This is a genomic window from Paenibacillus durus ATCC 35681 (assembly GCF_000993825.1).
Taxonomy (GTDB): Bacteria; Bacillota; Bacilli; order Paenibacillales; family Paenibacillaceae; genus Paenibacillus_AQ; species Paenibacillus_AQ durus_B.
The window spans coordinates 1,380,412-1,406,182 of sequence record NZ_CP011114.1; the positions used below are offsets into that span (position 1 = coordinate 1,380,412).

Annotated in this window: 24 protein-coding genes; 16 read left to right on the forward strand and 8 right to left on the reverse strand. The window is 52.3% G+C overall.

The window, feature by feature from the left end:
• Positions 1-16 precede the first annotated feature (16 nt).
• Together VK70_RS06185 and VK70_RS06190 are read left to right on the forward strand one after the other, a co-directional pair.
• Positions 17-1,072 (forward strand): glycosyltransferase family 2 protein, encoded by a 1,056-nt coding sequence (locus VK70_RS06185; RefSeq protein ID WP_025695182.1) that lies wholly within the window; start codon positions 17-19, stop codon positions 1,070-1,072.
• A gap of 92 nt (positions 1,073-1,164) precedes the next feature.
• Positions 1,165-2,706, forward strand: coding sequence for a lipopolysaccharide biosynthesis protein (locus VK70_RS06190; RefSeq protein ID WP_025695181.1), 1,542 nt, complete (start codon positions 1,165-1,167; stop codon positions 2,704-2,706).
• A 167-nt stretch (positions 2,707-2,873) separates the two neighbouring features.
• Here VK70_RS06190 and VK70_RS06195 read toward each other — a convergent pair whose 3' ends face one another.
• Positions 2,874-3,596 (reverse strand): RNA polymerase sigma factor, encoded by a 723-nt coding sequence (locus VK70_RS06195; protein ID WP_025695180.1) that lies wholly within the window; start codon positions 3,594-3,596, stop codon positions 2,874-2,876.
• Between the two features lie 211 nt (positions 3,597-3,807).
• Between VK70_RS06195 and clpP the strand changes: the two genes are divergently transcribed.
• The 5 genes from clpP to VK70_RS06220 all read left to right on the forward strand — a co-directional run bounded on the left by clpP (position 3,808) and on the right by VK70_RS06220 (position 8,378).
• Positions 3,808-4,389, forward strand: coding sequence for an ATP-dependent Clp endopeptidase proteolytic subunit ClpP (gene clpP / locus VK70_RS06200; RefSeq protein WP_025693204.1), 582 nt, complete (start codon positions 3,808-3,810; stop codon positions 4,387-4,389).
• 20 nt (positions 4,390-4,409) lie between these two features.
• Positions 4,410-4,616, forward strand: coding sequence for a hypothetical protein (locus VK70_RS06205; protein ID WP_025695179.1), 207 nt, complete (start codon positions 4,410-4,412; stop codon positions 4,614-4,616).
• An 892-nt stretch (positions 4,617-5,508) separates the two neighbouring features.
• Positions 5,509-6,708 carry a saccharopine dehydrogenase family protein gene (locus VK70_RS06210; RefSeq protein ID WP_025695178.1) on the forward strand — a complete coding sequence of 400 codons (1,200 nt, stop codon included), beginning with the start codon at positions 5,509-5,511 and terminating at the stop codon, positions 6,706-6,708.
• Positions 6,709-6,717: 9 nt separating this feature from the next.
• Positions 6,718-7,857, forward strand: coding sequence for a carboxynorspermidine decarboxylase (gene nspC / locus VK70_RS06215; RefSeq protein ID WP_025695177.1), 1,140 nt, complete (start codon positions 6,718-6,720; stop codon positions 7,855-7,857).
• 161 nt (positions 7,858-8,018) lie between these two features.
• Positions 8,019-8,378 carry a RidA family protein gene (locus VK70_RS06220; protein WP_025695176.1) on the forward strand — a complete coding sequence of 120 codons (360 nt, stop codon included), beginning with the start codon at positions 8,019-8,021 and terminating at the stop codon, positions 8,376-8,378.
• Positions 8,379-8,453: 75 nt separating this feature from the next.
• Here the strand turns inward: VK70_RS06220 and VK70_RS06225 are convergent, their stop codons facing one another.
• Together VK70_RS06225 and VK70_RS28235 are read right to left on the reverse strand one after the other, a co-directional pair.
• Positions 8,454-9,680: a stalk domain-containing protein gene (locus VK70_RS06225; protein ID WP_052755984.1), complete on the reverse strand. Its 1,227-nt coding sequence runs from the start codon at positions 9,678-9,680 to the stop codon at positions 8,454-8,456.
• A gap of 16 nt (positions 9,681-9,696) precedes the next feature.
• Positions 9,697-9,951: a hypothetical protein gene (locus tag VK70_RS28235; RefSeq protein ID WP_025695548.1), complete on the reverse strand. Its 255-nt coding sequence runs from the start codon at positions 9,949-9,951 to the stop codon at positions 9,697-9,699.
• 168 nt (positions 9,952-10,119) lie between these two features.
• Between VK70_RS28235 and VK70_RS06230 the strand changes: the two genes are divergently transcribed.
• The 3 genes from VK70_RS06230 to VK70_RS06240 are packed head-to-tail and all read left to right on the forward strand — an operon-like array spanning position 10,120 to position 12,305.
• Positions 10,120-10,779 carry a deoxynucleoside kinase gene (locus VK70_RS06230; RefSeq protein ID WP_025695547.1) on the forward strand — a complete coding sequence of 220 codons (660 nt, stop codon included), beginning with the start codon at positions 10,120-10,122 and terminating at the stop codon, positions 10,777-10,779.
• A gap of 9 nt (positions 10,780-10,788) precedes the next feature.
• Positions 10,789-11,037, forward strand: coding sequence for a hypothetical protein (locus tag VK70_RS06235; RefSeq protein WP_025695546.1), 249 nt, complete (start codon positions 10,789-10,791; stop codon positions 11,035-11,037).
• Between the two features lie 20 nt (positions 11,038-11,057).
• Positions 11,058-12,305, forward strand: a complete 1,248-nt coding sequence (locus VK70_RS06240) for a stalk domain-containing protein (protein WP_025695545.1) — start codon at positions 11,058-11,060, stop codon at positions 12,303-12,305.
• A gap of 115 nt (positions 12,306-12,420) precedes the next feature.
• Here VK70_RS06240 and VK70_RS06245 read toward each other — a convergent pair whose 3' ends face one another.
• The 4 genes from VK70_RS06245 to VK70_RS06260 form a co-directional block, all read right to left on the reverse strand.
• Positions 12,421-13,128 carry a Crp/Fnr family transcriptional regulator gene (locus VK70_RS06245; RefSeq protein ID WP_025695544.1) on the reverse strand — a complete coding sequence of 236 codons (708 nt, stop codon included), beginning with the start codon at positions 13,126-13,128 and terminating at the stop codon, positions 12,421-12,423.
• 69 nt (positions 13,129-13,197) lie between these two features.
• Positions 13,198-13,365: a rubredoxin gene (gene rd / locus VK70_RS06250; RefSeq protein ID WP_025695543.1), complete on the reverse strand. Its 168-nt coding sequence runs from the start codon at positions 13,363-13,365 to the stop codon at positions 13,198-13,200.
• A gap of 79 nt (positions 13,366-13,444) precedes the next feature.
• Complete coding sequence (locus tag VK70_RS06255; RefSeq protein ID WP_046722989.1) at positions 13,445-14,680, reverse strand: NAD(P)/FAD-dependent oxidoreductase; 1,236 nt, start codon at positions 14,678-14,680, stop codon at positions 13,445-13,447.
• Between the two features lie 15 nt (positions 14,681-14,695).
• Complete coding sequence (locus VK70_RS06260) at positions 14,696-15,931, reverse strand: FprA family A-type flavoprotein (RefSeq protein WP_046722992.1); 1,236 nt, start codon at positions 15,929-15,931, stop codon at positions 14,696-14,698.
• A gap of 292 nt (positions 15,932-16,223) precedes the next feature.
• Here VK70_RS06260 and VK70_RS06265 point away from each other — a divergent pair, with 292 nt between their 5' ends.
• Complete coding sequence (locus tag VK70_RS06265) at positions 16,224-17,171, forward strand: radical SAM protein (RefSeq protein ID WP_025695378.1); 948 nt, start codon at positions 16,224-16,226, stop codon at positions 17,169-17,171.
• A gap of 140 nt (positions 17,172-17,311) precedes the next feature.
• Here the strand turns inward: VK70_RS06265 and VK70_RS27055 are convergent, their stop codons facing one another.
• The gene (locus VK70_RS27055; protein WP_144415189.1) at positions 17,312-17,518 is read right to left on the reverse strand and encodes a 5' nucleotidase, NT5C type; all 207 of its coding nucleotides are present in this window, start codon (positions 17,516-17,518) and stop codon (positions 17,312-17,314) included.
• A 154-nt stretch (positions 17,519-17,672) separates the two neighbouring features.
• Here VK70_RS27055 and VK70_RS06270 point away from each other — a divergent pair, with 154 nt between their 5' ends.
• The 5 genes from VK70_RS06270 to VK70_RS06290 all read left to right on the forward strand — a co-directional run bounded on the left by VK70_RS06270 (position 17,673) and on the right by VK70_RS06290 (position 25,766).
• The gene (locus VK70_RS06270) at positions 17,673-19,001 is read left to right on the forward strand and encodes an ABC transporter substrate-binding protein (protein WP_025695377.1); all 1,329 of its coding nucleotides are present in this window, start codon (positions 17,673-17,675) and stop codon (positions 18,999-19,001) included.
• Between the two features lie 182 nt (positions 19,002-19,183).
• Positions 19,184-20,965: a sensor histidine kinase gene (locus VK70_RS06275; protein WP_025695376.1), complete on the forward strand. Its 1,782-nt coding sequence runs from the start codon at positions 19,184-19,186 to the stop codon at positions 20,963-20,965.
• A gap of 6 nt (positions 20,966-20,971) precedes the next feature.
• Positions 20,972-22,588 (forward strand): response regulator transcription factor, encoded by a 1,617-nt coding sequence (locus VK70_RS06280; protein WP_025695375.1) that lies wholly within the window; start codon positions 20,972-20,974, stop codon positions 22,586-22,588.
• A gap of 279 nt (positions 22,589-22,867) precedes the next feature.
• Positions 22,868-24,736, forward strand: coding sequence for a GH32 C-terminal domain-containing protein (locus tag VK70_RS06285; RefSeq protein ID WP_046722995.1), 1,869 nt, complete (start codon positions 22,868-22,870; stop codon positions 24,734-24,736).
• A 166-nt stretch (positions 24,737-24,902) separates the two neighbouring features.
• Positions 24,903-25,766 (forward strand): carbohydrate ABC transporter permease, encoded by an 864-nt coding sequence (locus tag VK70_RS06290; RefSeq protein ID WP_025697773.1) that lies wholly within the window; start codon positions 24,903-24,905, stop codon positions 25,764-25,766.
• Positions 25,767-25,771: the final 5 nt, after the last annotated feature.

A 25,771-nucleotide genomic window follows, 5' to 3' on the forward strand; every position in this document is an offset into this window, starting at 1 on the left:
AGAGGAGGAGAGCCAATTGAAGCTGAGCGTAATTATTCCGGCGTATAATGTCGAGGCGCATATCGGCTATACGCTTGAGTCGCTGGCAGGACAGACGAACAAGGAATTTGAGACGATTGTTGTTGATGACGGCTCCACGGACGGAACCGGACAGGCGGTTCAGGATTTTATCGATGCGGGAAAGCTGGCCAACTGCCGGCTGATCCGCACGGAGAACGGCGGCGTCAGCGCCGCCCGAAACAGGGGTGTAGAGGAAGCGCTTGGAGATTACGTCATGTTCCTGGACGGCGACGATCATGTGGATAAGGCGCTTATAGAATCTTTTGTCAAAGCCGTGGAAGACGGAGCTCCCGATGTTGTATGCTGGAAATGGCTGCTGGTGGACGAGAACGGGAAGCAGATCTTTGATTTTTACCGGGATATTCGCGGCCTTCCGGCGAAAATGTCAGGCGCAGATGCGCTGAGACGGATACTCGTAGAGCGGACTATGCGGATTTGGACAGCCAGCGCTGCTTACAGCAAGGCGATGCTGGAAGAGGGCGGAGTTACTTATGAAGCCGGATGTATTAACGGCGAGGACCAGGAGTATACGTTCAAAGCTTTGGCGCTGGCGGCCGACGTTGTCTTTATCGATAAAGTGCTGTCTTTCTATCTCCAGCGGAGCACGTCCATCTCCAGTGTCTATAATGTCAAAAAATTTGATTATGCGGATGCCTTTAAGCGGGCGGGAGAGTATATGACAGGGCGTCCGGAGCTGAAGGATGTCCGGGATACTTTGCTTACCCGTCATATGCTGGAGAACTATTTTTACAATCTGAAGACCTGTCTTGGAAACTCCGGCAATGTCTCGATCCGTGCGCTGCTGCGGGACATCGACAAGCATTATCCCCGTTTGAACGATGAGATGCGACTTGTCATGAAGCACCAAATGAAAAATCACGGCAGAGTAAATGTGCAAATCCGTTCGTTTCTGATCGCTCCGGAGCTGTATCTGCTGCTGCTCGGATGCCGTCAGGCGGCTATACGGCTAAAGGCGGGCCTTCGCTCCAGATTCCGCCATGCGGCGGCGTAACGTAAAGCTGCGGGCAACCATTAATTTCATAAGCGCGATTATATCATTCTGTTAACGCGGCAACTTGTTAGTCAGTCAAAAGGAGGAACGATATGATAGCCAAACGCAGCATTCTTAATGTTTCTATCGGTTTACTCAGCCAGCTCGTTACGATTGCGCTCAGTTTCTTTATTCCCAGGCTGATTATGCTGAATTACGGTTCGGAAGCCAATGGCCTCGTCGCCTCCATTACGCAGATCATCGCTTATCTGTCTCTGCTGGAAGCCGGCGTAGGCGCTGCCTCGATCCAGGCCCTGTACCGTCCGATCGGGCAGAACGACCGTTCCAAGATCAATGACATTTTGGCTGCAACCTCCATTTATTACAAGAAGACAGGTCTCTATTATTTTGCCGCAGTTGTATTGATTGCCTTTGTTTATCCGTTTGTGATTGAATCCGGGTTTGACGCGCTTACGGTAATGGCTGTGGTTGCGCTCAGCGGACTGGGCGGTGCGGTCAATTATTATTTTCAAGGGAAGTTTAGAGTGCTGCTGATTGCCGAAGGGAAGAGCTATATCGAATCCTCGGTTGTCATGGTTGCCAATATCGTCAACAGTCTAGTGCGTATCCTGCTGCTGCTGCAAGGCTTTGACATCATCGCGGTGCAAGCGGTTTATTTTATCGTCATGCTGCTGCAAATTGTTGTGTACCGGCTGTATATCCGTAAGTACTATAATTGGATCGATTTGAACCGGAAGCCCGATTATGCGGCGATCAGCCAGAAGAACTCGGCGCTTGTTCACGAGCTTTCGTACCTGATTTTTAGAAATACGGACATTCTAGTGCTGACCGTCTTCACCAATCTGAAAATCGTCAGTATCTACGTTCTGTATAATATGGTATTCAACTTCGTGGACAATCTCGTGCAAATGCTTAGCGGCAGCTTGAAATTCGCGCTGGGGCAGAGCTATTTCGACAATCGAGCGAAGTTTATGAAAATGTACAATATGTACGAGACGTATTATATCGGCTTTATCTTTGCGGTGATCAGCATGGTCACGATTCTGATTCTGCCGTTCATGCATCTGTACACGGTCGGGATCAAAGATATTAATTACATCGATTACCTGCTTCCACTGCTGTTCGCCGCGGCCAAGCTGCTGATCAACGCCCGGACGCCGGCGGATGCTGTAATCGAAATTGCCGGTCATTTCCGCAGCACGCAGGGAAGGTCGATTCTGGAGTCGGTGATCAATCTCGTCTGTTCCATAGGATTTGTCTTATTGTTCGGCATCTACGGCGTATTGATGGGCACAATTGCGGCGCTTCTTTACCGGTCGCTGGATATGATTATTTATTCCAACCGGAGGCTCCTGGAACGCAGTCCCTGGGTCACGCTGCGAAAATGGGGGGCAAATATTGCGCTGTTCGTCTCCATTGAACTGATTATCCAGAGCGTCAATCTTCCTATACACTCTTTCTTTTCCCTGATCATATGGGGACTCGTGCTGTCGGCACTGATCTTCCCGCTGTACTTTACGGTCAATTCCCTGTTTGAAAAAGACGGGTTTGCGATTCTGCCCGGACTTGCCAGGAAATTTACTTCACGGTTTAAGCTGGGGAAGAAGGCGGCTGCGCAGGGAGGTTCACAGTGAGCGCGGGAAGCCGGACTCATCAAGCTGGCGGGGAAGCCGAACAAGCTCGAATGAGGTGAATTGCAGGCGGCGAATTCAGATGCTGCAAAAAGAACAGAAAGAAGCGCCAGGCCTTGCGGCTGTGGCGCTTCTTTCGCTGCTGTTCGGGGCTATTTTAGCTCAGTGCGTTATGCCGCCATACGCATTTCAAGATTTCCCAGACCTGCATTTACGCTGTAAGGTTGGACGCTCTGCATCTGGAGGCTGACTGCGCTAACGGCGCTAGGCTCTTTATCGCCTTGTCTTGTGAGTTCAATAAGCTCCGCGATTTGCCCCTGTTTATATGCAGCCGCCATTTGTTCCAGGAAGGCGCGGAAGCTCTGTTCCCCTGGAAGCATCGGACCGTCTGCCGACAATTCCTTTCTGACGGCGGGAATAGCCAGCCGCGCCCGGTGCAGCGCCGCTTTGACGGCGCCTTCTGTGGCGTCCAGCAGCTCCGCCGTCTCCGCCGTGGTGTACTCCAGCACGTCTCTCATAAGGAATACACTCCTCTGCAGGGGAGACAGATGCTTCATTAATGCCTGAAAGGCCATCTCAGCCTCAAACTCCCCATTCTCCTGCTCCATATATTTTGCTTCGTTAGATTGCTCCAATATCCGCTGCAGCACGGCTTTTCTCCGTCCGGCGTCGATCCACGCATTTTTGGCGATCCGCAGCAGGAATGCTTCCGGATTATTGTGCCCGGCTCTTAAAGGTTCTAATGCTTTCAGCCATGTATCCTGCGCCAGATCTTCGGCATCCCAGCTTGATCCGGTTAATGACAGGCAATACCGCTTCAGGGCAGCCTGCAGGTGAACAATACCGTCCTGATCCGGAAGGGTTCCGGTATTTGTGCTTTTTGACGCAGCCATAGGACCGCCTCCTTATCGTTAAGTCAGTCACTCTTTCTTCCAGTGTAAACGAATAACGGAGCTTAAACGATACGGGGTGCAAAAATATTTTTTTGTCCGAACCGGTGGGCATGTGGATGGGATGTTTTCTTGGCTGCTAGCGTATCTTTTCAGAGCCTAAAGCCGTTTACGGTTTAGATAAGACCCACTAAATATATGGAGGTAACGGAAAATGAGCTATATTCCTTATGTGCTGGAGCAGACGAGCCGGGGTGAGCGGTCATACGATATTTATTCCAGGCTGCTGAAAGACCGGATTGTATTCGTAGGTGCGGCAATCGACGACCAGTTGGCCAACAGCGTCATCGCCCAGCTGCTGTTCCTGGCGGCGGAGGACCCGGAGAAGGATATTCATATGTATATCAACAGTCCGGGAGGCTCCACTTCCGCTGGTTTTGGGATTTATGATACGATGCAATTGATCAAGCCGCAGGTGAATACGATCTGTACGGGCTTTGCGGCTTCATTCGGCGCTTTTCTGCTGCTGTCGGGAACCAAAGGGAAGCGCTGCTCGCTGCCTAACGGCGAAATCATGATCCACCAGCCGCACGGCGGCGCTCAGGGGCAGGCCAGCGATATTGCCATTACCGCCAAGCGGATTTTGCAGACAAGGGAGAAGCTCGTCCGCATCACCTCGGAGCGCACCGGCCAGCCGGAGGCCAAGGTGGAGAAGGATATGGACCGGGATTACTTCATGTCCGCGGAAGAAGCGCTGGAGTACGGCATTATCGACACCATCATTACCCATTTGTGAGGGAAAGGGAGGAGTACAACATGTTATCTGCATTGCAGGGCGAAAAAGTAACGATCTATTTTCTGGACGGTTCTTGTCTTAGCGACGGCGTATTGGAGAAGGCGGACGAAAAATTCATCAGGTACAAGACCGAATATCAGATACACTATGTTCCGGTATCATCCGTCCGTTCGGTGGCCCTGGATACGAAGGAGCGCCAGCGTCCGCGTATGGGCTTCGGGCAGTAAGAGCCCGGCTTCGTTCCATCAATCATGTCAAAAAGGCCCCTGCCTCTTGGCTGCGAGGGGAAGGGGCCATCTTTCGGTTAGCGAAGGCGGCAAATCCTCTGCAAGAATTGAAGAGGTTGCGTTCTGTGGCCGGAGCGATGTTTGAATCTGCCGTATGATCCGATCTTTAATGAGGTGCGGGTGGCGGAATGGGGCAAAAACCTGAAATGGTACATCTTTTTGTCCACTTGAGAAAGTCACGGGGGAACACGCCTGCCAACATGCAGTTTTTGGGCCAGTGCTGCTTCACATTCAGTATGCATAACCGTAAATTCCTGCACAATCTTAGGATTTTCTTTCTAATCCGGCGCTTTCGATAGAAAAAAACTGCACTTTAGATGTTTTGCCAGCGGGACGGACGGTCCCCAATCCAACGCACATGGCCCAGACGCACATGGCCAGACGCGTAAGGTTGAACATAGAAATGTATTTCCCGCGCAGAATCTCTGTAGGAATAATCCGAAAGCGTTTCCCCTGGCGGCATATGCACGCGGCTGTGATCTTGAATTCTACTGTGGTACAATAGTTAAATTGCTTCGTTTGTATGGCGGTCCGGTTAAAGGGCCGTTTATTTCTGTGTAAAAAGGGTATAGCTAACTGTAAGCATCTTCCGATTTTATCGTTTTAAAGCAGTGAAAAACGGAGGATTTTTATGCATTTTTGAGGATTTTCAAGCATTATTATTATTTGTGTAAATTCTTCACGGTATTCGTCGATTTTTATTGATTATTTACGGTAGGTTATGTATAATCAGCGTTGTTGATTTTTCATAAGCGTATGCTTTCGAAGCGAGTTTTGCTGAGGATAATCAAAGAAGCTGTTTCACCACAAAACTTTAAGGAGGTCATTCATTTTGGGAAAAGCGTTAATTATCGGCGCTGGCGGCGTCGCAAGCGTTGTTGTTCATAAATGCTGCCAGAACCCGGATGTTTTTGAGGAGATCTGTATTGCGAGCAGAACAGTCGAGAAATGTGAAGCTTTGAAAAATAAATTGGACGGAGGCCGCACGAAAATTCAGACGGCCCAGGTTGACGCAGACAATACCGACGAGGTTATCCAGCTCATCAAAAGCTTTGGTCCGGACGTCGTTATTAACGTCGCGCTTCCTTATCAGGATCTGACCATTATGGATGCCTGCCTTGCAACGGGCGTGCATTATCTGGACACCGCGAACTACGAACCGCCGGAAACGGCGAAATTCGAATACAGCTGGCAGTGGGCGTACAAGAAGAAGTTCGAAGAAGCCGGCATTATGGCTGTGCTGGGCTGCGGCTTTGACCCGGGCGTAACCGGCGTATTCTCGGCCTATGCGCTGAAGCACTATTTTGACGAAATTCACACGATCGATATTGTTGACGCCAACGCGGGCGATCACGGCTATCCTTTCGCGACCAACTTCAACCCGGAGATCAATATCCGCGAAATCACCGCCAACGGACGCTACTACGAGAACGGCGAATGGATCGAGACGCCGCCGCTTTCCGAGAAGAAGGTATACGACCTGCCGGAAATCGGACCGAAGGACATTTACCTGCTGTATCATGAAGAGCTGGAATCCCTGGCCAAAAATATTCCGGGAATCAAGAAAATCCGCTTCTGGATGACCTTCTCCCAAAACTACCTGACGCACCTGAAGGTGCTTGAGAACGTCGGCATGACTTCCATCGAGCCGATCCTGTTCGAAGGCAAAGAGATCATTCCGCTTCAGTTCCTGAAGGCGGTTCTGCCGGACCCGGCATCGCTCGGACCGAGAACGAAAGGCAAGACGAACATCGGCATCATCGCCCAAGGCACGAAAGACGGCCAGCCGAAGAATTACTATGTCTACAACGTGTGCGACCATCAGGAGTGCTACCGTGAAGTCGGTTCCCAGGCCATTTCCTACACGACGGGCGTACCGGCCATGATCGGCGCTATGCTGATGATCAAGGGTACTTGGATGAAACCGGGCGTATATAACGTGGAAGAGCTTGACCCGGACCCGTTCATGGAGTTGCTTAACACTAAAGGATTGCCGTGGCAGGAAGATTTCTCGCCGACGCTGCTGGATTAGGAAGAACCGATGAAAGAGATTAATTACAGCGCGGTTCCTTCACCAAGTTATGTTGTAGACGAAAGACTTCTTGTCAAAAATCTTGAGCTGCTGAACTCCGTTCAGGAGCGCACGGGCGCGCATATTCTGCTGGCCCAAAAAGGCTTCTCCATGCACGCTCTCTACCCGCTCGTAGGGAAATATCTGAAAGGCGTCACATCCAGTTCCTTATTCGAAGCCCGTCTTGGCTATGAGAAAATGGGCAAAGAAGTTCACGCCTACGCTCCGGCGTATGTGGACTCGGAATTCGACGAGCTGATGAAGTACAGCGATCATCTTGTTTTTAATTCCTTCGACCAGTGGCAACGGTACAAGGATAAGGTGCAAAGCGCTCCGAAGCACATCAGCTGCGGCATCCGCGTCAATCCGGAGTATTCCGAAATCGAGATTCCGCTGTATGATCCTTGCTATAACAACTCCCGGTTGGGCGTGACGCTGGATAACTTCCGGCCGGAGGAGCTGGACGGCATCGAGGGCCTGCATTTCCATACGATGTGCGAGCAGAACTCCGATACGCTGGAGCGGACGATCAAGGTCGTGGATGAGAAATTCGGGCCTTATCTGAAGGGCATGAAGTGGCTCAACTTCGGCGGAGGGCATCATATTACACGCCCGGATTACGATGTGGAGACGCTCATCCGCTGCATTCTGTATATGAAGGAAAAATACAACGTCCAAATCTACCTGGAGCCGGGCGAAGCGATCGCCCTGAATACCGGGTACCTGGTGGCGACGGTGCTGGACGTAGTCAAGAACGGCATGGAAATCGCCATTCTCGATACCTCGGCGGAATGCCACATGCCCGATGTGCTGGCCATGCCTTACCGGCCGAACATCATCGGTGCGGGGCAGCCGGGCGAGTATGAGCATACGTACCGCCTTGGCGGACTGACCTGCCTCGCAGGCGACGTCATTGGTGACTATTCGTTCAAACAGCCGCTTAAGGCCGGTGACCGTCTCGTATTCCTCGACATGGCGCATTACACGATGGTCAAGAACCATATGTTCAACGGCGTTAACCTGCCATCTATCGTGTCCTACAACGAAGAAGAAGGCATTAAGGTGATCCGGACCTTCGGCTATGAGGATTACAGCGGCCGGTTGTCGTAAGTCTCGCGAAGAAATATAGCACGCTAATTCAATATCTTTGTTAGTGAAAAAGGCAGCCTGGCGGCTGTCTTTTTTCATGTGGGAATAAAGATTGATTTACGAACGCACGTTTGGTATGATGGCTGTAAGTAATTATTTTCCACCGGAAAGGGATGTTTTGGATGATTATCAGAACGTCATCGCATTATGGAGATGATACTTGCTCATCTTACGTATCGGCAGGGGGCTTTATTTATCTTTCGCATCACGCTGGCGGGCATGAATCAGATGATATTGTATACCAAATGCAAGCCAGCTTTGACAGTCTGGCGGCTACCTTGGAATCGGCCGGAGCGGCATTTGATGATATTGTGCAGATCAATCTGTACCTCAAAAATATTAAGGATTTCAGCGCGGCGAAGGATGTATTTTATAAATATTTTAAGAAGGATCATTTTCCTGCACGAATGACGACGACTACGGATTTCGTGAATCCGACCTGTTTATGCATGCTCGATGCCGTTGCTTATAGAAGCAGCTGATTTTACATACAAAAAGGCATCCGAAACCGGTGATGGTTTCGAATGCCGCAGACAAGAAGGCTATCGATAGAGGGGCTATTTCATCGTAATGGCGATCCGCTCTTCCGCAGGAAGCCACTCTACCGTCGCGCCCAGCTTCTCGCTGATGAAGCGGAGCGGAAGATAGACCGTGCCGCTGACATTGAAGGGATTATTCGCCAGCTTTACCTCGGCACCGTTAACGGAGGTCGCTCCGGTCTTGGCGTTTACCTGGATGACTGTCTTTTGATCGCCATTCTGGCGGGTGATGGTCACCATCTTTTGCCCCGAGGTTTCCTTATAGGCGACAACGGCGCCCAATTTTTCGAATACGGAGCGAAGCGGGACGAAGTTCTGGCCGTCTTTGGTGATGACCCCATTGTTCATGGCGACAGCCTCGCCGTTCAACGAGACGCTAATCGGTTTTTGCATCGCAACCGGCTTAGGATGCATGAATTCGTAATCACCGGTGCCCTGATCGGCGTTTTTGTTCACGCCCCAGCCCCACAGACTGCCGTCCGTCTTCTGCATGATGATATGGCGGCCGCCGTTTCTGATGGTCTTGACACCGGAGTCTAGCAGAGCAAACTCCGCGTTCGCGGGCATAGCTTCCCGGTCGATGGACGCCGCGTACAGCTTGCCGGAAAGGGTCAACGCAATCAGGGACCGCTCTGTTATACAAGCTTCCTTAACATCGCTGATCCCGGTCAGCAATACGGGCTTATCCTGCTGGTGCAGCGTTGTTCCGTCGGAAAACCCGGTAACGGTCGAGCCCCAGAACCAGAGACGGGATTGGCTGTCGATAGCTAAATTAGTCATCCAGCCGATCTCAATCGACCGGATACCGGCAAGTTCCGGGATCGCCGACGCAGTGGGCGGACTTACAGGCAGCTGATCGCTGTCAAACTCGGTCGGCCAGGTCCAGACCGTTCCGTCCTGCTTGAGCGCTGTGCTTCCCTCGATTTCGGCAACGCCGCTGAGGTTCGGCATTTGTTCAAAGGAGGAAAGGTCTTTATCAGCCCTCCATACCGTTCCGTCGCTCTTCAAGAAAGTATAGTACTGTCTGTCTTCTCTTCTTGCGCGTTCATCGTATCCATCTGCATCTGTTACTTGACTGATGCCGGAGACGGGAGAGAAGCTAGTCAGATCAGGATACCCGTTATCGTCCTTGGCCGCGTGGTATACGGACCCGTCCGCATTCACGGCGAAGGCTTCATTTCCGCTGCTTTTTACGATTTTAACCGGATGGTTCAGGCCCTCAATCTGCCGGGTTTCGAGCGCCATAGTTCGGGTATTTCTGCTAAATAGCCAAAAATGAACCGTCCGTCTTCTGTACGATGCCGCTGCCCAAATCAGCTTTAATCTTGCCCAGTCCGACCAGCGGGGTGGGAACGGATTGTTTATACCCCCACACCCAGTAGCTGCCATCGCTTTTGATCAGCGAGCTTGGCCCAAATTCGGCGATGCTTATCCCTGCATCTTCCGCCAGGGCGGCTCCTTGTACGGATAGTACGATGCCAAGAACCAGTCCGAGACCGGCCAGCCATTTTTTCATGAATAATCTCCTCCCTGTACGCGAAAATGGAAAATAGTTGAAAATAGTCGATGGTTAGACGCGGGTAAGGGCAAAAGGTTTCGAACCAATTAAATTTTTATGCGCCGATCCGGCGGGCGTGATACAATGGTCTGGTTGTTTTTCCACCCAAGTAAAGGAGCTTGTGCAATGAATCCATATCATATCCCGGAAAATGCGCTGATTACGGTGGCGGGCACCGTCGGCGTCGGCAAATCCACCCTGACATCCGCCCTGGCCGAGCGTCTCGGCTTTCGGACGTCGCTGGAGCAGGTCGAACACAACCCGTATCTTGAGAAATTTTACGACGATTTTGAACGATGGAGCTTTCATCTGCAAATTTACTTTCTCGGCGAGCGCTTCAAGGAGCAGAAGAGGATGTTCGAGCTGGGCGGAGGCTTTGTTCAGGACCGTTCCATCTACGAGGACACCGGTATTTTTGCCAAAATGCATGCGGATCAGGGGACGATGTCGTCCACGGATTATGCCACGTACACTAGTCTTTATGAAGCGATGGTGATGACGCCGTACTTCCCCCATCCGAACGTGTTGATTTATCTAGAGGGCAAGCTTCCGTCTATTCTGGCGCGAATTAAGGAGCGGGGACGCGAAATGGAAGTTCAGACCGACCGCTCGTATTGGGAGAAAATGTACAGCCGGTATTCGGCTTGGATCGACGAATTTGACGCTTGTCCGGTGCTACGGCTCAATATTGATGAGTATGATGTGAATGATCACTCTTCCATGGAAAGCATTTTGGAGCAGGTGGGTGAAGTGGTCCGGGGTGTGGAGCCTGCCATGGGAAGGTGACGAAGAGCAATGATCGTCTGCAGCAGTTCATTTAAAATGGCGTATTTCCGGAATACAAGCCTGCATAATCAGGTTTCAAGCCAAGCGGTATCCAGCTGCCGTTTGGTTTTTTGCGTTGTCTCGGCTGAATCTATGATTACTGGAACAATCTATCAATTATTGGTAAAATTAATAGAGTTGCCGCTGATTAGAGCAACCTATGGCCTGCCGGCAGCGTTAAAAGAGATGGGCATTCATAGACATGAATCATATTTTTGAGAGAACAGGAGACATAGTAAATGAAGCATTGGGGAAGACTTCTGCTCTGCGGGGCGCTGCTGCTGGGAAGCGTGCCTGCTGCTGCGCCTCAGACCGTATCGGCCGCAGGCGGCGTAAGCATTATACTGGACGGTTATCCGCTGCCTTTTCCGGTGGAGCCGGTGGTAATGAACGGTACGACGATGGTACCCTTCCGGGCCATTTCGGAAGCGCTTGGCATTACGGTGAAGTGGAATCAGAGCGCTAAGAAAATCACTGCTGTGGGCGATGAAGAATCAGGCAGCAAGCAGGTGATTCTGACGCTCGGCAGCAAGACCGCGCTGGTAAACGGATCGGCTGTGAAACTGGCGGTAGCGCCGCAGACGGTGCGCGGAACGACGATGATTCCGCTGAGTTTCTTCAGCCAGCAGTTTGGCGCGGCGGTGTCGTGGACCCAGTCTGCGAAGACGGTAGCGATCACTTCGCCGAAGAAGAAGATGTATACGCTCGGTTTCTATGCGATTTCTTCCTACAGCGAATATGCGCTGCTGCCGGGATTTGATGATGTCGCTTTTGGCTGGAGCCGGATTGACAAGGATGGGCAATTTACCACTGCGGGCGCGGACTTTTATTTGCCGCAGGCTGCCGGGAACGTAACGCCTGAATCCATCGTGCAGAATGCCGCCGCTGACGGGAAGACGCCATACCTCATGGTTTATTCGGGCGATGATAAGCTGGAGCTGACGAAGAACCTGGAGGATAAGAGCCTTCAAGATCAGACAGTAGGGAAGATTGTCGATACCGCCGTTCAGACAGGCTTCAAAGGCATTATGCTGGATCTGGAAGGTCTCGGATTGACCGGCGACAAAGCAAAGGCGCGCACGGATTACAACGCATTCGTCAAAAATGTATCGGGCAAAGCCCGCGCCCAGGGACTTAAAGTAGGCATTGCCCTGCATCCAATTAATAGCTCCTTTGCGGGCTATGACTACAAGACGCTGGCGTCTTTGGCCGATGAGCTTGTCATTATGGCTTACGCATACGAGGATCAGAAGCGTCCCGAGCCGACGGATAAAGTGGATGAAGCGATCCGGCTGGCCCTGAAGCAGACGACGAAGGACAAGCTGGTGCTTGGCATTTCGCTGGCAAGCGAGAATGAAAGCTCCGTTAACACGAAGATTGGCCTTGCGAAGCGCTACGACCTGAAGGGCATCGCTATTTGGCGGCTCGGACTGATCGGCCAGGCGGCATGGAGCGAAATGAACAAGTCGGTGGAATTGGGCGGATAGGTTAGATAAAGTAACAAGGAGCTGTTCCAAGTCCGCTTAAAGGGACTTAGGGATAGCTCCTTGCTTTTGCCGCTTGTTGTATACGATTATGCATATAGCTTAGGGAGGGGAGAGTTCAATCCAAATACTTCTCCAGGCCAGCCGGATCTTTCAGGACCATCCGCTTGTTGCCGATCAGCTTAATCAGCTTCAGATCCTCGAACCGGGCGAATTTCCTGCTGATCGTCTCCCGGGTTACGCCGACATAATTGGCCATTTCTTCCCGGGATAGGGGAAGCTGAATATCCAGGCTCCCCTCCCGGGGCTTGCCGTATTTGACGCCAAGCTCCAGAATCATATGGGCAATCCGAATTTCTGGATCTTTGGTTGCGAGGCTCTGCGCCAAATTTTCCGTATGGGCGAGACGCTGGGTAACGGCTTTCAGCAGCCGGAGCGATATATCCGGATTCGCGGTAATGATCGTCTCCATATCGGCCCGGGTCAGCCTGCAGATGTCGGTGTCCTGCAGCGCGTAAGCGCTGAAGTTGCTGAGCTCTCCGCCGCCAAAAATGCTAAGCTCGCCGAAAAATTCGCCTGCCGTCAGAATGCGCAGAATCTGCTCCTTGCCCTGGGGAGTCATCTTGGACAATTTTACATGTCCCCGGCGAATAATAAAGAGCGTATCCGAAGCTTCCTCCTCCAGAACCAGCGGCTGTCCCTTAGCATATTTACGGTGCTTGATCATGGCGCTGATTCGGGACAAATCTTCATCGGTCAGCGAAGCAAAGATCGGTACCTTTCGGGTGCAGGGCTCAGCGGCGTATTGGCATGAATACTCGGTCATCGGTCATCTCTCCCTGTAATACGATTTGGCGGCCGGTCTCCGCTTCCTATTGAAACCTTCCTACAATTCTTACACTCCGTCGACCGGGGCGAAGTGGTCTTTATCCTCACCGCAGACGGGGCAGACCCAGTCGTCCGGAAGATCTTCAAAAGCAGTTCCCGGAGCGACATCCTCGTCGGGATCGCCAATTGCCGGATCGTAGACGTAGCCGCAGGGCTCGCAGATATATTTTTTCATCATGCTCATCTCCTCAAGGTTCATTTGATGTATGCCGGATTTACCGGTCAGACTTCCCATGCTGCTCTCGCATATCCGGTCAGGCGTCGGATGCCGTTCCGCGCAGCCGTGACTTCACTTCGTTCATGACAGTGACGATGTCCGTACCGTCAGGACTGATGCTTTCAAGCCCGATTTTTCGCTCGATGGCTTCTTTATAAATGAGTGAAGCGGCTGCGCCATCCCAGGACACGGCGCCGATTATTGTGTTTCCTTTCACATAGATTACCGTGTAAACCCCGTTATCTTCGCCGGATAGCGTGAGGTCGCACTGGCCTTCATCAACCGTGCCGATGGAGAACAGCGAGACGCCGAAGGCGTTAAATAATGTGACTGGCACCGCTTTGCTGTAGACTTCGGAGTCTTCAGCCGCCATATTGTTTCCCGCCGTGCGGCCCTGTTCGAGTGCTCCGCCCCATAGCCCCTCCACATGACCGTCCAGCTCCGCTACGTCTCCGGCGGCATATATGCCGGGTACGCTGGTCTCCAAGCGATCGTTAACAACGATGCCGGACCGGACCTGAATGGCTGTATCTTTGACGAGGGCTGTGTTTGGCTGGATTCCGATCGAATAGACGACATGATCGCAGGGAATCCGGGAACCGTCGTCCAGCCTAATTCCCTGAACTAGTTCCGTTCCCTCGATAGCGGTAACACCAGCTTGCAGTCGGACTGCCACGCCGGAACGCTCCAGATGCGACTGGAGGAGTTCCGAGGAATGACGGTCCAGTTGGCGGCCCATCAGACGGGGAGCGGCTTCGACGATGGTTACGGTATAACCGGCTTCATGCAGCGCCCATGCCGTTTCCAGGCCTTGAACGCCTCCGCCGACCACGGCGACGCGGTTGCCGCTTGCGAGGGCGGACTTGAGCGCATCGGCATCCTTCATGTCTCGGATTGTACGAACCCCGCGGAGTTCGGCTCCCGGAACCGGAAGCGCGCGGTTCCGCGCTCCCATGCACAGAAGCAGCTTGTGGTATTCCCATGTTCTGCCGTCTTCGGTCTCGATTTGACGGAGCTCCGGACGAAGAGTCACGGCGCGCGCGGAAGTATATAGAGTGATCCGGTTTGCGAGATACCATTTTTCCTTTTTGATTAGCACCTTTTCACTGTGCAGATCGGTGAACAGGCCTTTGGTCAGCTTGATCCGGTTGTAAGGAAGATGATTCTCTTCGCCGAGAATGATGATTTCTGCTTCATCGTCGCGGTCCCGGATCGCTTTTGCCGCTTGGACGGCAGCTGCTCCGCCGCCGATAATGAGATATGGCTTCGCCATGTGTGCTCCTCCTCTCTATAGTGCGCTCAGCAGCAGGTCCGAGACGAATTCCGCCGCATGTCTAATTTTCTGCTCTTTCTCGGGCTCTTTGGGAGAAAAGCGGACTCTAACCGGGAATTCTACATGCGTCATACCAGTCGTCTTGATTACCTTCGAGGTGCTCTGCACGCTCATGTTCGTCCCGTCCAGATAGTCTTGGATGACCTCGATCGCTTCTCCGCTCCATCCGTATGAGCCGAAGGCGGCTGCCAGCTTGCCTTCAAGGTTCATCGTTTGCATCTGCTGCAAAATCGGCTCCAGATTTCCGATCATATCCGCATACCGGGTTGAGCTTCCGATAAAGACGGCATCGGCAGCCGAGATGCTGTCCAGAATATCCGCCGCATCCGCTTTGTCGGCATCCCAGACCGTAGTCTCGATTCCATTTTCCAAGAGGGAATCCTGAATGATTTTAGCCATTTTCCGGGTATTGTTCTTGATCGTCGTGTAGACGATGGCGGCCTTTTTCCCTTGAGTCGTTTCCCGGCTCAGTTCGGCGTACAGACCGATATATTTCCGCACATCCTGACGGATGACGAATCCGTGGGAAGGGGCGATCATTTCAATCTCAAGGTCTTTGACCGCTTCGATCAGCGTTCTTACATATCTGCGATGCGGATGAATAATGGCGCTGTAATACCCCTTGAAATCTTCGGTAATGTCAAAGCCGGCTTCGTCGGCGAACAGCCGCTTCGCCGCGACATGTGTGCTGAAAATATCGCATGGGAACAATATTTTGTCCTCGGCGCAGTAGGTGATCATTGTTTCGGCTGTATGCAGGTACGGCGTTTCTTTGAACAGCAGCGTCTTGCCGCCGATGTCCAGCGTGTCTCCGTCTTTAACGACAAGGAAGTTCCGGTTGTGAAGCTTGTACATTTCCTGCAGCTCCGGCACGGCGATTTCTGTGCAGACGATGACGGCATTGACGGCTTTTCCCGCCAGCGCGGCCAGTCCGCCGGAGTGGTCGGGTTCGGTATGGTTGATCACAATATAATGAATGTCGAGCGGATCGATTATTTCGGCGAGATGTTCCGCGTATTCGCGTCCGAACTCCATATCGACGGTGTCGATGACAGTCGGCTTGCCCGTTTTTAACAAATAGGAATTGTAAGTTGTACCCTTTGCCAGCACGAGACGGTGGAACGGAACTTCACGGTCGTCTATTTTTCCGACCCAGTACGTGTTATCCGCGATCTTGAGATTTGCAATCATATGATATGACCTCCTGTGGATTGATTGGTTGACCAGCAAATTCATTGTATACGGGCAGCCGTTCAAAAAAGAGGATTAGAATCAAATTTTGAAAAGTTTCAGGATACGCGGTGGCTTTTCATAGTTTTACTATACATGACACGCATCGGAAGATTGTGCGTCTGATCACGAATCGCTCAAAAACATGCGGAAGCTACAAAAATCACATATTCCGGGGGTGTAAACCGCTATAATCACTAGGTTCAAAGTATCGGGCACAGCCCGCAATTACTTCTCGGGAGGACATAAGAGCATGACTTACAAATCACTGGAGCTTACCAAACCGCTAACCTGGGAGCTGGAGGGGCTGGAAATTGGCGTTACCTCGAACTGCAATTTTCGCTGCGACTACTGCTGCGCATACAACCGGAATGACGGGCAGAGCCTTGAGGGGAAAGAGATTATCCGCATTCTTGAAGAGCTTCCTTCTTTAAAAAGAGTCCGCCTGTCCGGCGGCGAGGTCACGCTGAAATTTGACGATTGTCTGGAGGTTGTCGCTTACTGCGCATCGAGAGGCATCCAGACGCAGCTTAATTCCAACGCCAGCCTGCTGAGCGGAACGCGGATCGACAAGCTGGCCCTTGCGGGACTTACGACGATACATATCTCGTTTAATTTTACTTCGGCAGACGAGTTCTCACGGTATTACAACATCCATCCTGATGTGTACAAGAAAATTCGCGAGAATATCGCTCTGTTCGCGAAGACGGAAGTGGATACGGTGCTGGAAACGCTGCTGTTCAGCGAGACCGAGCACCATATGCGGGAAATCAGCGAGCATGTCTATTCCCTTGGCGTCCGCACGCATGAAATTCAGAACAGCATCATTATGGATCACAGCGGCTGGAAAGCGATTGCGGCCCGGGAGGCGCTGAAACAGGCGGTCAACGATTTGATTGCCAATAAAAAGGAAGATACCGTGCTGTACTTCACCTGTATGGATCGTTTTATGGAGGAACTCGGCTTCCGGGAGCAGCCGGGCGTTTATTTTTCCCACTGCATTGAAGGCAAGAAGCAGCTGCACCTGCACGGCAACGGCGATATTTTGATTTCCGAGCTGTGCCATCCGGTCATTATCGGCAATATATACAATGGGACTTCGCTGAAGGATATTTATCATCCGATGCCTGCACAGCTGGAGCAGTTTCTGGAACGCCAGCCTTGTCCCGCACGGGACGCGCTGTTCCCGGAGGGAGTTTAGCGCGCAAGCCGATAGTTGCCGCTTAAGGCGATTCATTCACTGCAAGGCGGACGCCGCTGCAGGTCTCTCATCGGTCAGAGCCGCTAGGAGCATCAGCAGAAGTTTGCGCCAAGAACTGAGCGGGCAAAGTAAAAGGGATGTTACCCACTTAGGCCGAGATAACGGTCCGGGCAGCATCCCTTTTGTAATCTATAAGCTCCCGGGTTCATATCGCTTAGAAAATCAAAGTGTTCTCTCAGCCATTCATATTTTGCGGTAAACGAGCTTGGGAACTCCATCGCAGCAGTGGTAATATAGATTTCGAACCGTTCACTGAGCGACCGGATGACTTCCTGACTGTCTTTCATATATAGCAACAAGACAATAACGGGGCACCCAGGTTTACGGCTCCTTCCTGAACATTTTAGAAACACGTAACAGAAAATAATGAATTTTATGCCGAAAAGGGTCTGCTATGATTGCAATGTAAGGGTATTCAATAACAGAAAGGGGAGGACAGAATTGAAAAAGAAAACAAAATTGGCTTTAAGCACACTGCTTATCGCCGGCCTGCTGGCCGGATGCGGAAATAGCGGAGGGGGCAACAGCTCGGCGGAGGGGGATTCTTCCGGGACAAAGAGCGAGAAGGTAACGCTCACCTTCTGGAGAAACTCAGGTAACGATGCCGAGAACTCGGCGTACGATAAATTGGTGGCTTCCTTCAATGAGAGCCATCCCGACATCAAAGTGGAGATGAGCCCGATCCCGTACGCGGATTACGATACGAAGCTCAGAACGTCCATCGCTTCGGGGAACCCGCCGGATATTCTGGCCATCGACGCGCCGAACATGGCTTCCTACGCGCAGGCTGGCGCTCTGCAACCGCTGACGGAATACTTTAAAAAGGACGGCAATCTGGAAGATATTCCAGAGTCCACCATCAAAACTTATACTTACAAGAACGAGATTTACATGGCGCCGCTGACCGAATCATCGATCGCCTTGTTCTACAACAAGAAGATGTTTGAAGCCAAGGGCATTCCGCTTCCATCCAAAAATCCGGATGAGCCGATTACCTGGGATCAGGTGCTTGACGCTGCCAAGAAGCTGAACGATCCGGCAGGCGGCGTGTACGGTATCGACCCTGCCATGGGCTTCGGCAACGCGGGCGGAACGGCATACTTCAAATACCCGATCATCTGGCAATTCGGGGGAGATATCATGAGCCCGGACGGAACGACCGCCAAAGGCTATCTGGATAAACCGGAAACGAAGAAGGCGCTGCAATTCTTCTCGGATCTGTATAACAAGTCCAAGGTATCCTCGCTGGAATACCCGCCAGACCCGTTCCCTAACAATCAGCTGGCAATGACCATCGACGGCTCGTGGTCGCTGGGCAATTATGCCGAGAAGTTCCCGAACTTCAAGCTGGGCGTCGATTATGACATCGCTCCGCTGCCTAAAGAAACGCAGCAGGCCGTTGCGAACGGAAGCTGGGCGCTGGCCGTCTCCGCGAAGAGCAAGAACCCTGAGGCCGCTTGGCAGTTCGTCAACTACGTAACAGGAGCGGAGGGCTCGAAGACTTACTGCTCGATTACCAAAGATATTCCGGCCCGCTACTCGGTAGCCAAGCAATTCCCGGAACTCAATGAATATCCGAAGAACATCTTTGTTGTACAGAACCAAAAATACGGCAGACCGCGTCCGATTACGCCGATCTTCCCGCAAATGTCCGAAGCGGTTAACAAGATGATTGAAGAAGTGACGATCAGCGGACGGAACGTTGATGCTGCCGTCGCCGATACCATCACTAAAATCGACAAGGCTTATGCCGATCTGCCGCAAAAATAAGCTTTGCCATCGGTGCTAGATAAGAATAGTTACGGAAAGAGGCGGCCGAGCAATCGGCCGTCTCTTTGGCGGAATGGAGAATGTAAGAAGTCCGCATTCCTTTTTCATCAATAAAAGAATATACTGATTAATGTTTATCGGCTAGAAAGCGATGATGGGGTCTTCGGGAGGAGCTGGAATGTATGTTGTACTCGCTGCGCAGCCGATTAATGCTGTCCTTTTCCATTTTGCTGATCATTCCTTTTACTGCGGTAGTGTTCATTTTTAGCAGGGAGTCCGCCAATGTGATCCAATCTTCTATCGAGACCTCTACGCTGCAGACGATCGGCCAGTTTGCCTCTCATGCCGATACGCTGCTCATGCAGATTGAGGATACCGGGAAACAGGTGCTCAGCAGTCCGTTTACCCAGCAGTGGATTACGACCACTTTGAACGGTGGAAGCTCCATCGGAGAGAGATACCTGGCGACGCAGCAATTGAGGAATTTCTTCTCATCCTACACCGTCAACAACTCCAATATCATCTCCGTCTCGGCCTTTAAGGAAGTCGGAGGGGGAATCTGGACACAGGATAAAAGCTATCTGGAAAGTGATTGGTACAAGCAGTATAGACGCTACAATATCCGATGGACCGGAGCCCACAGAGATCGCGACCAGATTGATGAGAGCATGCGGCAGAGCGAGGTGAACAGCCTTGTCGTTCCCCTCGTTCAGCTTCAGTCGTTGAATAATATCGGGGTTCTCAAGATCAACTTTCCGACCAGCCTGCTGCGGGACGATATTGACAAAATCCGGTTCGGCAGCAGCGGAAGAGCCTTTTTGCTGACCGAGGAGGGAACCGGCGTGCTTAATCAGGACCTCGGCGGCAGCAGGCAGGTGCTCAGCGAGGGATTGGCTTATGTGAAGGCGCATTCCGCCGGACAAATCAGCGGAATCATTCCACTGCGGAAGAAGGATACGGATTATCTGCTGTTCTACCGCAAGCTTCCTGCACAGAACTGGATTATTATCGGTGAAGTGCCCAAAGCCGAGCTGTACGCGAAGATCACTCAAATCAAGCAGACGCTTCTGCTGGGAAGCCTGGGTCTGCTGGTGCTTGTCATCGCCGTCGCCCTATGGCTGTCGATCGGGATTACGAAGCCGCTGAGCGCCATGGCGCAGGCGATGAGGCACGTCAAGCACGGGCGGTTCGACCTTGCCTTAGAGCATATGCCCAAAGTCCGCACACGGCGGAGTGAAGTGCATTATGTAGCCAGCGTCTTTGAGCAGATGACCCATCGGCTGAAATATTTGATCGAGACGGAATTCGAGACGGATTTGAGGCGCAAGAATGCCGAATACAAAGCGCTGCTGCTGCAGATCAATCCGCATTTTTTTAACAATACGCTGGAAATTATCGGCGGTCTGGCAGCGATGAAACGGGAAGACCTGGTCATGGATGCGACGGAAGCTCTGGCCAAAATGATGAGATATTCGCTTGATCTGGACAGCGATTTGGTGAAGGTGAGCGAAGAAATAGGCTATATCCGCGACTATTTGCTCATTCAGAAGCTTCGGCACCAGGATAAATTGATATTCTCCATCCACAGCGATCCTGAGGCGGAATCCCTTCATATCGCGAAATTTATTCTTCAGCCGATTGTTGAGAATGCGGTGAAATACAGTCTCGAAAAAGGTGAAGCCGCCGAAGTGGCCGTGTCCTCGGAACTGCGTGACAACCGCCTGTGGCTGACGGTCAAGGATAACGGAATCGGCATGCCGCAGGATATGATCTCAGGCATACTTGCGGATACGGAGCTGCGGAGCGGAGTTGGAATATTAAACGATAAAGGAAATAGCATTGGCCTCAGGAACACGCTATCACGCTGCCGTCTTTATTACGGAGACTTGTTCGAGATTTCGATTGAATCGGAGGAAGGCGGGGGCACGGCCATTACACTCAAGCTGCCGCCGGTGAGGAGTTGAAAGCTTATGTATACCATTATGCTGGTCGATGACGAGAAGGGCATCCGTGACAGCATCAAAGCGAAGATTAACTGGGAAGAAGCCGGTTTTCAAATTATGTATGAAGCATCCAGCGGCGGCGAAGCGCTTGAACTGCTGGAAAAGGGGCCGCTTCCCCAGGTCCTGCTCTCCGATATTCGTATGCCGAAGATGAACGGCATTGAGCTAATTTCGATATGTAAGGAACGCTATCCAGGACTGCGAGCGGCTGTACTGTCGGGCTATTCGGATTTCGAATATTTAAAAGCGGCCATTCAGCTTGGCGTCAAAGACTACCTGCTGAAGCCCGTCGCCCGGGGAGAGCTGACCGAGATGCTCCGCAGACTCGCCGAGGACATTCGCTCGGAGCAGGAGCGGCTCCGCGTTTCGGAACGGGAGCGGCATCAGAAGAATGAACAATTGCTTATGCTGCAGGAGCACTATTTGCTGCAGCTCGTTAAAGACGAATGGTATAGTCTTTCGGCCGTTAAGGAACGGCTGCAGCAGCTTCAGCTTGCTCCTTTGGCTGCGGACGGCTTTAAAGCCCGTTTTGCCGCAGTGGAGATGCGGGTTCCTCCGGACAGACTCGGTGTGAGCCGGGAACGCAGGGACCTGATGAACCTCGCCTTCCAGATGCTGTGCAGGGAGACGGCTTCGCGGCGGGAAGGTATCTATCCTTTTCCGGAGATTGCGCATTCCTCGATGATGTATTTTCTGATCGTGGTGGAGGACGGCCGGCCAGAGAACAGCGCGGAGAAATTCGTCGCCGAGCTGAAGCGGAATATCTCCGAATATCTGAATGTGGATAGTGTGGCGGGAATCGGAGAGAAGGCGGAGGGATGGGAAGCCCTAAAGAACGGCTACGCCTCCTGTATGCTGGCTTGGAGCCGGAGCACTGTGCATGAGCACAAGGAGAGCGGGCAGACCGGGCTGCTGGAGCTGACGAATGCTTTTACGCCCGAAATGGAGCGCAGGCTGGTTCAGGCCATCGAAAATCTCGATATGCCGGCGTTCCGCCGTCAGCTGCAAACCGTTTTTTCCACGGAACGGGATACGCCGGTCTTTGCTTTTACATTCCTGGCCCTTCGGATGCTGCTGCTGTTCAGCTCGGTGGCTAAGAAGTTCGAGCTTGGCGACTCCTCGCTGCAAAAATATTTATGGAACTGCCAAATGACCATATCGGATTACCAATCCAGGGAAGGCATTATGGGGCAGATTGACGAACTGGCTGGGCTTGTTATGGAAGAGGTTAAGAAGACGCGCTTCTCCAGCGGCCAGCATATCGTGGAGGCCGTCCGCCAATATGTGGAGGAGAACTTCTGCTACGAGCTGAATCTGTCCTCCCTGGCGGATATGTTCCACTTGAACGAAACGTATTTGTCGGGCCTGTTCAAGCAGCATGTGGGAGTCACCTTCAGCGACTATGTCACGGGACTGCGCATCGCAAAAGCCCAGCAGCTCCTGAAGGAGAACGAACTGAAGCTGACCGATATCGCGATGCTTGTCGGCTATTCCAGCTCCAGTTATTTCAGCACAGTCTTCAAGAAGGCATGCGGCAAAAGCCCGAAGGAATACCGAGAAGAATATTTATTAAGCAGTCGGTGAGCCGTTATTCAACACTTCTATAAGACCGCTGCTTTGCTATAATCAATAGAGCCGTACCCTATGCGGATGAACCGCCGGGGTGCGGTTTTTGTGTTGCCTGAAACGGCTTTTTGCCGTCTGTTCAGGGCTTGGCGCAAGCTGGACAACCGTCCGGACAGCGGGTCAAAAAATTGCAAGTCAATATCCGATGATATTGAAATTTTTAAGTCCGCCGGTCGTCTACAATGAAATCGTAGAAGGAGAAGCTTATATTTTGAACCCAAGATTGGAGAAGACGGCATGAGCGGAAAAACAAATAAGCTGTTATGCCTGATGGCTCTGGCTCTGGTTATGGCGGTGTCGGGGTGCGAAAAGGGAGGATCATCCAAGGGCGGAGAGGCGGAACGTGAAAGCACGCCAAATGAAGTGACGCCGGCGCCTTTCAAATTCAGCCAGGACCCGAAGTATTACACCGAGCTGTATCGGCCGCAGTATCATTTGTCCCCGGAAACGGGCAATTTGAGCGATCCGAACGGAATGGTCTTTTTCGAGGGGGAGTATCACCAGTTCTATCAGAACACTGGACAGTGGGGGCATGCGGTCAGCACGGATCTCATTCATTGGCAGCATCTGCCGGCAGCGTTGCTGCGCGATTCGCTTGGAGAGATTTGGTCGGGCAGCGCGGTGGTGGATTGGAAGGATACGAGCGGTTTTTTTAACGGCAAGCCGGGCCTGGTTGCAATATTCACCCATTTCAAGGGCGGATTGCAGTCGCAGAGTATCGCCTACAGCTCCGACAAAGGCCGGACATGGACCAAGTATGAAGGGAATCCCGTCATCCCGAACCCCGGCCTCAAGGATTTCAGAGACCCGAAGGTGTTCTGGTATGAACCTTCCAAATCATGGACGATGGTCGTCTCTGTGGATAACAAAGTCAGGTTCTATTCCTCGCCTGATCTGAAAAAATGGGAGATGACCGGCGAGTTCGGAGCGGATCAGGGTTCGCATGCCGCGGTATGGGAATGCCCGGACCTGTTCGAGCTTCCGGTTGAAGGCACGAAGGAGAAGAAGTGGGTGCTGGCCGTGAGCATCGGCAACAACGCAGCGACCAAAGGCTCCACCGCCCAGTATTTCGTCGGTTCATTTGACGGCAAGAACTTCACGAATGAGAACGATCCTTCTAAAGTACTCTGGACCGATTACGGGAAGGATTTCTACGCCGCCGTCTCTTACTCCGACATTCCCGAAAGCGATGGCCGGAGGATTTATACAGGCTGGATGTCCAACTGGCGCTATCCCTTCAATATGCCGACAGATCGCTGGAAAGGCAATATGTCCGTGCCGCGCGTCCTGACGCTCAAGGAAGTTCCGGGAGAAGGCTTAAGGCTTGCGCAGCAGCCGGCCAAGGAACTGGACGCTCTTCGCGGCAAGCCTGTGGAGATACCGGCGCAGGAGCTGGCCAAGGGAACCAACCCTTTCTCTTCGCTGCTCGGTACATCGTATGAGCTGGACACGGCCTTTAGTGTCGGAACCGATGCGGAATTTGGCATCAAGGTAAGAAAGGGAGGGAGACAGGAGACGGTCATTTCCTATAGCGCCGCTTCCTCCACCTTGACGGTCGACCGAAGCAAATCGGGAGACAGCTCGTTTGAGCCGGGCTTTGCCGAGAAGGTGAAAGCTCCGCTGAAGCTGGAGAACGGGACCGTCAAGCTGCGCCTCTATGTGGACGAATCCACGCTGGAAGTGTTCTCGGGAGACGGCACCACGGTAATCTCCAGCATTATCTTCCCGAGCGCCACGAGCAGCGGCCTGGAGCTGTATCTCTCCAAAGGCAGCGCCAAACTGGAAAGCGCAACGCTGTATCCGATGAAGTCCGTATGGCGGGACGAAGCGCCGGATGGAACGGCTCCGCTGAGGGTGGTGCTGGACAAGAGCAGCCTGGATATTCCGGCCGGCGGCAGCGCGCAGGCAATCGCGGCGGTGCTGCCGTATACCGCGACGCAGAAGCTGGTCTGGGAATCGTCCGACGAGACGGTCGCGAAGGTTCTGAGCGACGGAGGAACGGCAGCCGTCGTCAAGGGAGTCAAGGAAGGGCAAGCGGAGATCAAGGCGCGGACTCCGGACGGCAAAGTCTTTTCCGTGCTCAGCGTATTCGTTTACAAGCCGTAGCCATTATAAAAATAATCCGCCGCACGGGAATGCTTCCCTGCAAGCCGCGGACAGCGGACCCGAAGCGGCGGAAGGATTGGAGATGAGGTAACATATGTCAAGCACCACAACAGCCACTAAACCTCCTGGGGCAAATACTTTACCGAAGAAACGCTGGAGTTCCTTTTTGAATGGCGAAGAGATGACCGCATGGTGGTTCGTGCTTCCTTCATTCGCCCTGCTGATGATCTTCGTGTTCTACCCTATGCTGCAGGCATTCATTATCAGCTTTCAAAATTATAATCTGGTCGGCGGTACCCGAAGCTTTGTCGGTCTGGACAATTACCGGATGCTGATGACGGATCAATCATTCCTCGCCAGCCTTAGACATTCGTTCTATTTTGCAGTTATCGTCATTCCGATTCAGACCAGTATTTCGCTTGGGATGGCGCTGCTGATCCAGAAAAAGGTGGCCACAACCGGCCTGTTCCGAACGATCTACTTTATTCCGGTTGTTGTCTCGACGGCGGTGGCCGCGACGGTCTTTAAACTGATCTACAACAAGGAATACGGCCTTTTGAACAATTTCCTGGAGCTTGTGCATTTGCCGACGACGAATTTTCTGTCCAATCCGGACACGGCGATGAACGGTGTTATCATGCTCGGCATGTGGAAAGCCGTCGGGTTCTTCATGATCATTTTCCTGGCGGGACTGAATAATATTCCCACGGATTTATACGAAGCGGCTAGAGTTGACGGCGCAAGCAAGCTTCAGCAGTTCTTCCGGATTACGCTTCCGCTGCTTAACCGCACGACGGCTTTTGTAGTCATCATTACGACCATTGACGCGATCAAGATTTCCGGTCTGGTATTCGTTCTTACCAACGGCGGGCCGAACGGAGCGACCGAAACCGCAGTCTTCTATATTTATCAAATGGCATTTAAGCAAATGCAAATGGGATATGGAACGGCGGCGGCGTTCATTCTGTTCGCGATTGTACTCGTCATTTCGCTGGTGCAAATGAGACTGTTCCGGAATCAGGATTACTAGGAGGG

What these genes read in the sequence shown, in the direction of transcription:
- VK70_RS06205 (WP_025695179.1), top strand. Translation starts at nt 4,410, where the DNA reads ATGTTATCTGCATTGCAGGGCGAAAAAGTAACGATCTATTTTCTGGAC.
- VK70_RS06285 (WP_046722995.1), top strand. Translation starts at nt 22,868, where the DNA reads ATGAGCGGAAAAACAAATAAGCTGTTATGCCTGATGGCTCTGGCTCTG.
- nspC (WP_025695177.1), top strand. Translation starts at nt 6,718, where the DNA reads ATGAAAGAGATTAATTACAGCGCGGTTCCTTCACCAAGTTATGTTGTA.
- VK70_RS06260 (WP_046722992.1), bottom strand. Translation starts at nt 15,931, where the DNA reads ATGATTGCAAATCTCAAGATCGCGGATAACACGTACTGGGTCGGAAAA.
- VK70_RS06245 (WP_025695544.1), bottom strand. Translation starts at nt 13,128, where the DNA reads ATGACCGAGTATTCATGCCAATACGCCGCTGAGCCCTGCACCCGAAAG.
- clpP (WP_025693204.1), top strand. Translation starts at nt 3,808, where the DNA reads ATGAGCTATATTCCTTATGTGCTGGAGCAGACGAGCCGGGGTGAGCGG.
- rd (WP_025695543.1), bottom strand. Translation starts at nt 13,365, where the DNA reads ATGAAAAAATATATCTGCGAGCCCTGCGGCTACGTCTACGATCCGGCA.
- VK70_RS06255 (WP_046722989.1), bottom strand. Translation starts at nt 14,680, where the DNA reads ATGGCGAAGCCATATCTCATTATCGGCGGCGGAGCAGCTGCCGTCCAA.
- VK70_RS06230 (WP_025695547.1), top strand. Translation starts at nt 10,120, where the DNA reads ATGAATCCATATCATATCCCGGAAAATGCGCTGATTACGGTGGCGGGC.
- VK70_RS06220 (WP_025695176.1), top strand. Translation starts at nt 8,019, where the DNA reads ATGATTATCAGAACGTCATCGCATTATGGAGATGATACTTGCTCATCT.
- VK70_RS06190 (WP_025695181.1), top strand. Translation starts at nt 1,165, where the DNA reads ATGATAGCCAAACGCAGCATTCTTAATGTTTCTATCGGTTTACTCAGC.
- VK70_RS28235 (WP_025695548.1), bottom strand. Translation starts at nt 9,951, where the DNA reads ATGAAAAAATGGCTGGCCGGTCTCGGACTGGTTCTTGGCATCGTACTA.
- VK70_RS06225 (WP_052755984.1), bottom strand. Translation starts at nt 9,680, where the DNA reads ATGGCGCTCGAAACCCGGCAGATTGAGGGCCTGAACCATCCGGTTAAA.
- VK70_RS06240 (WP_025695545.1), top strand. Translation starts at nt 11,058, where the DNA reads ATGAAGCATTGGGGAAGACTTCTGCTCTGCGGGGCGCTGCTGCTGGGA.
- VK70_RS06195 (WP_025695180.1), bottom strand. Translation starts at nt 3,596, where the DNA reads ATGGCTGCGTCAAAAAGCACAAATACCGGAACCCTTCCGGATCAGGAC.
- VK70_RS06280 (WP_025695375.1), top strand. Translation starts at nt 20,972, where the DNA reads ATGTATACCATTATGCTGGTCGATGACGAGAAGGGCATCCGTGACAGC.
- VK70_RS06275 (WP_025695376.1), top strand. Translation starts at nt 19,184, where the DNA reads ATGTTGTACTCGCTGCGCAGCCGATTAATGCTGTCCTTTTCCATTTTG.
- VK70_RS06265 (WP_025695378.1), top strand. Translation starts at nt 16,224, where the DNA reads ATGACTTACAAATCACTGGAGCTTACCAAACCGCTAACCTGGGAGCTG.
- VK70_RS27055 (WP_144415189.1), bottom strand. Translation starts at nt 17,518, where the DNA reads ATGAAAGACAGTCAGGAAGTCATCCGGTCGCTCAGTGAACGGTTCGAA.
- VK70_RS06235 (WP_025695546.1), top strand. Translation starts at nt 10,789, where the DNA reads ATGATCGTCTGCAGCAGTTCATTTAAAATGGCGTATTTCCGGAATACA.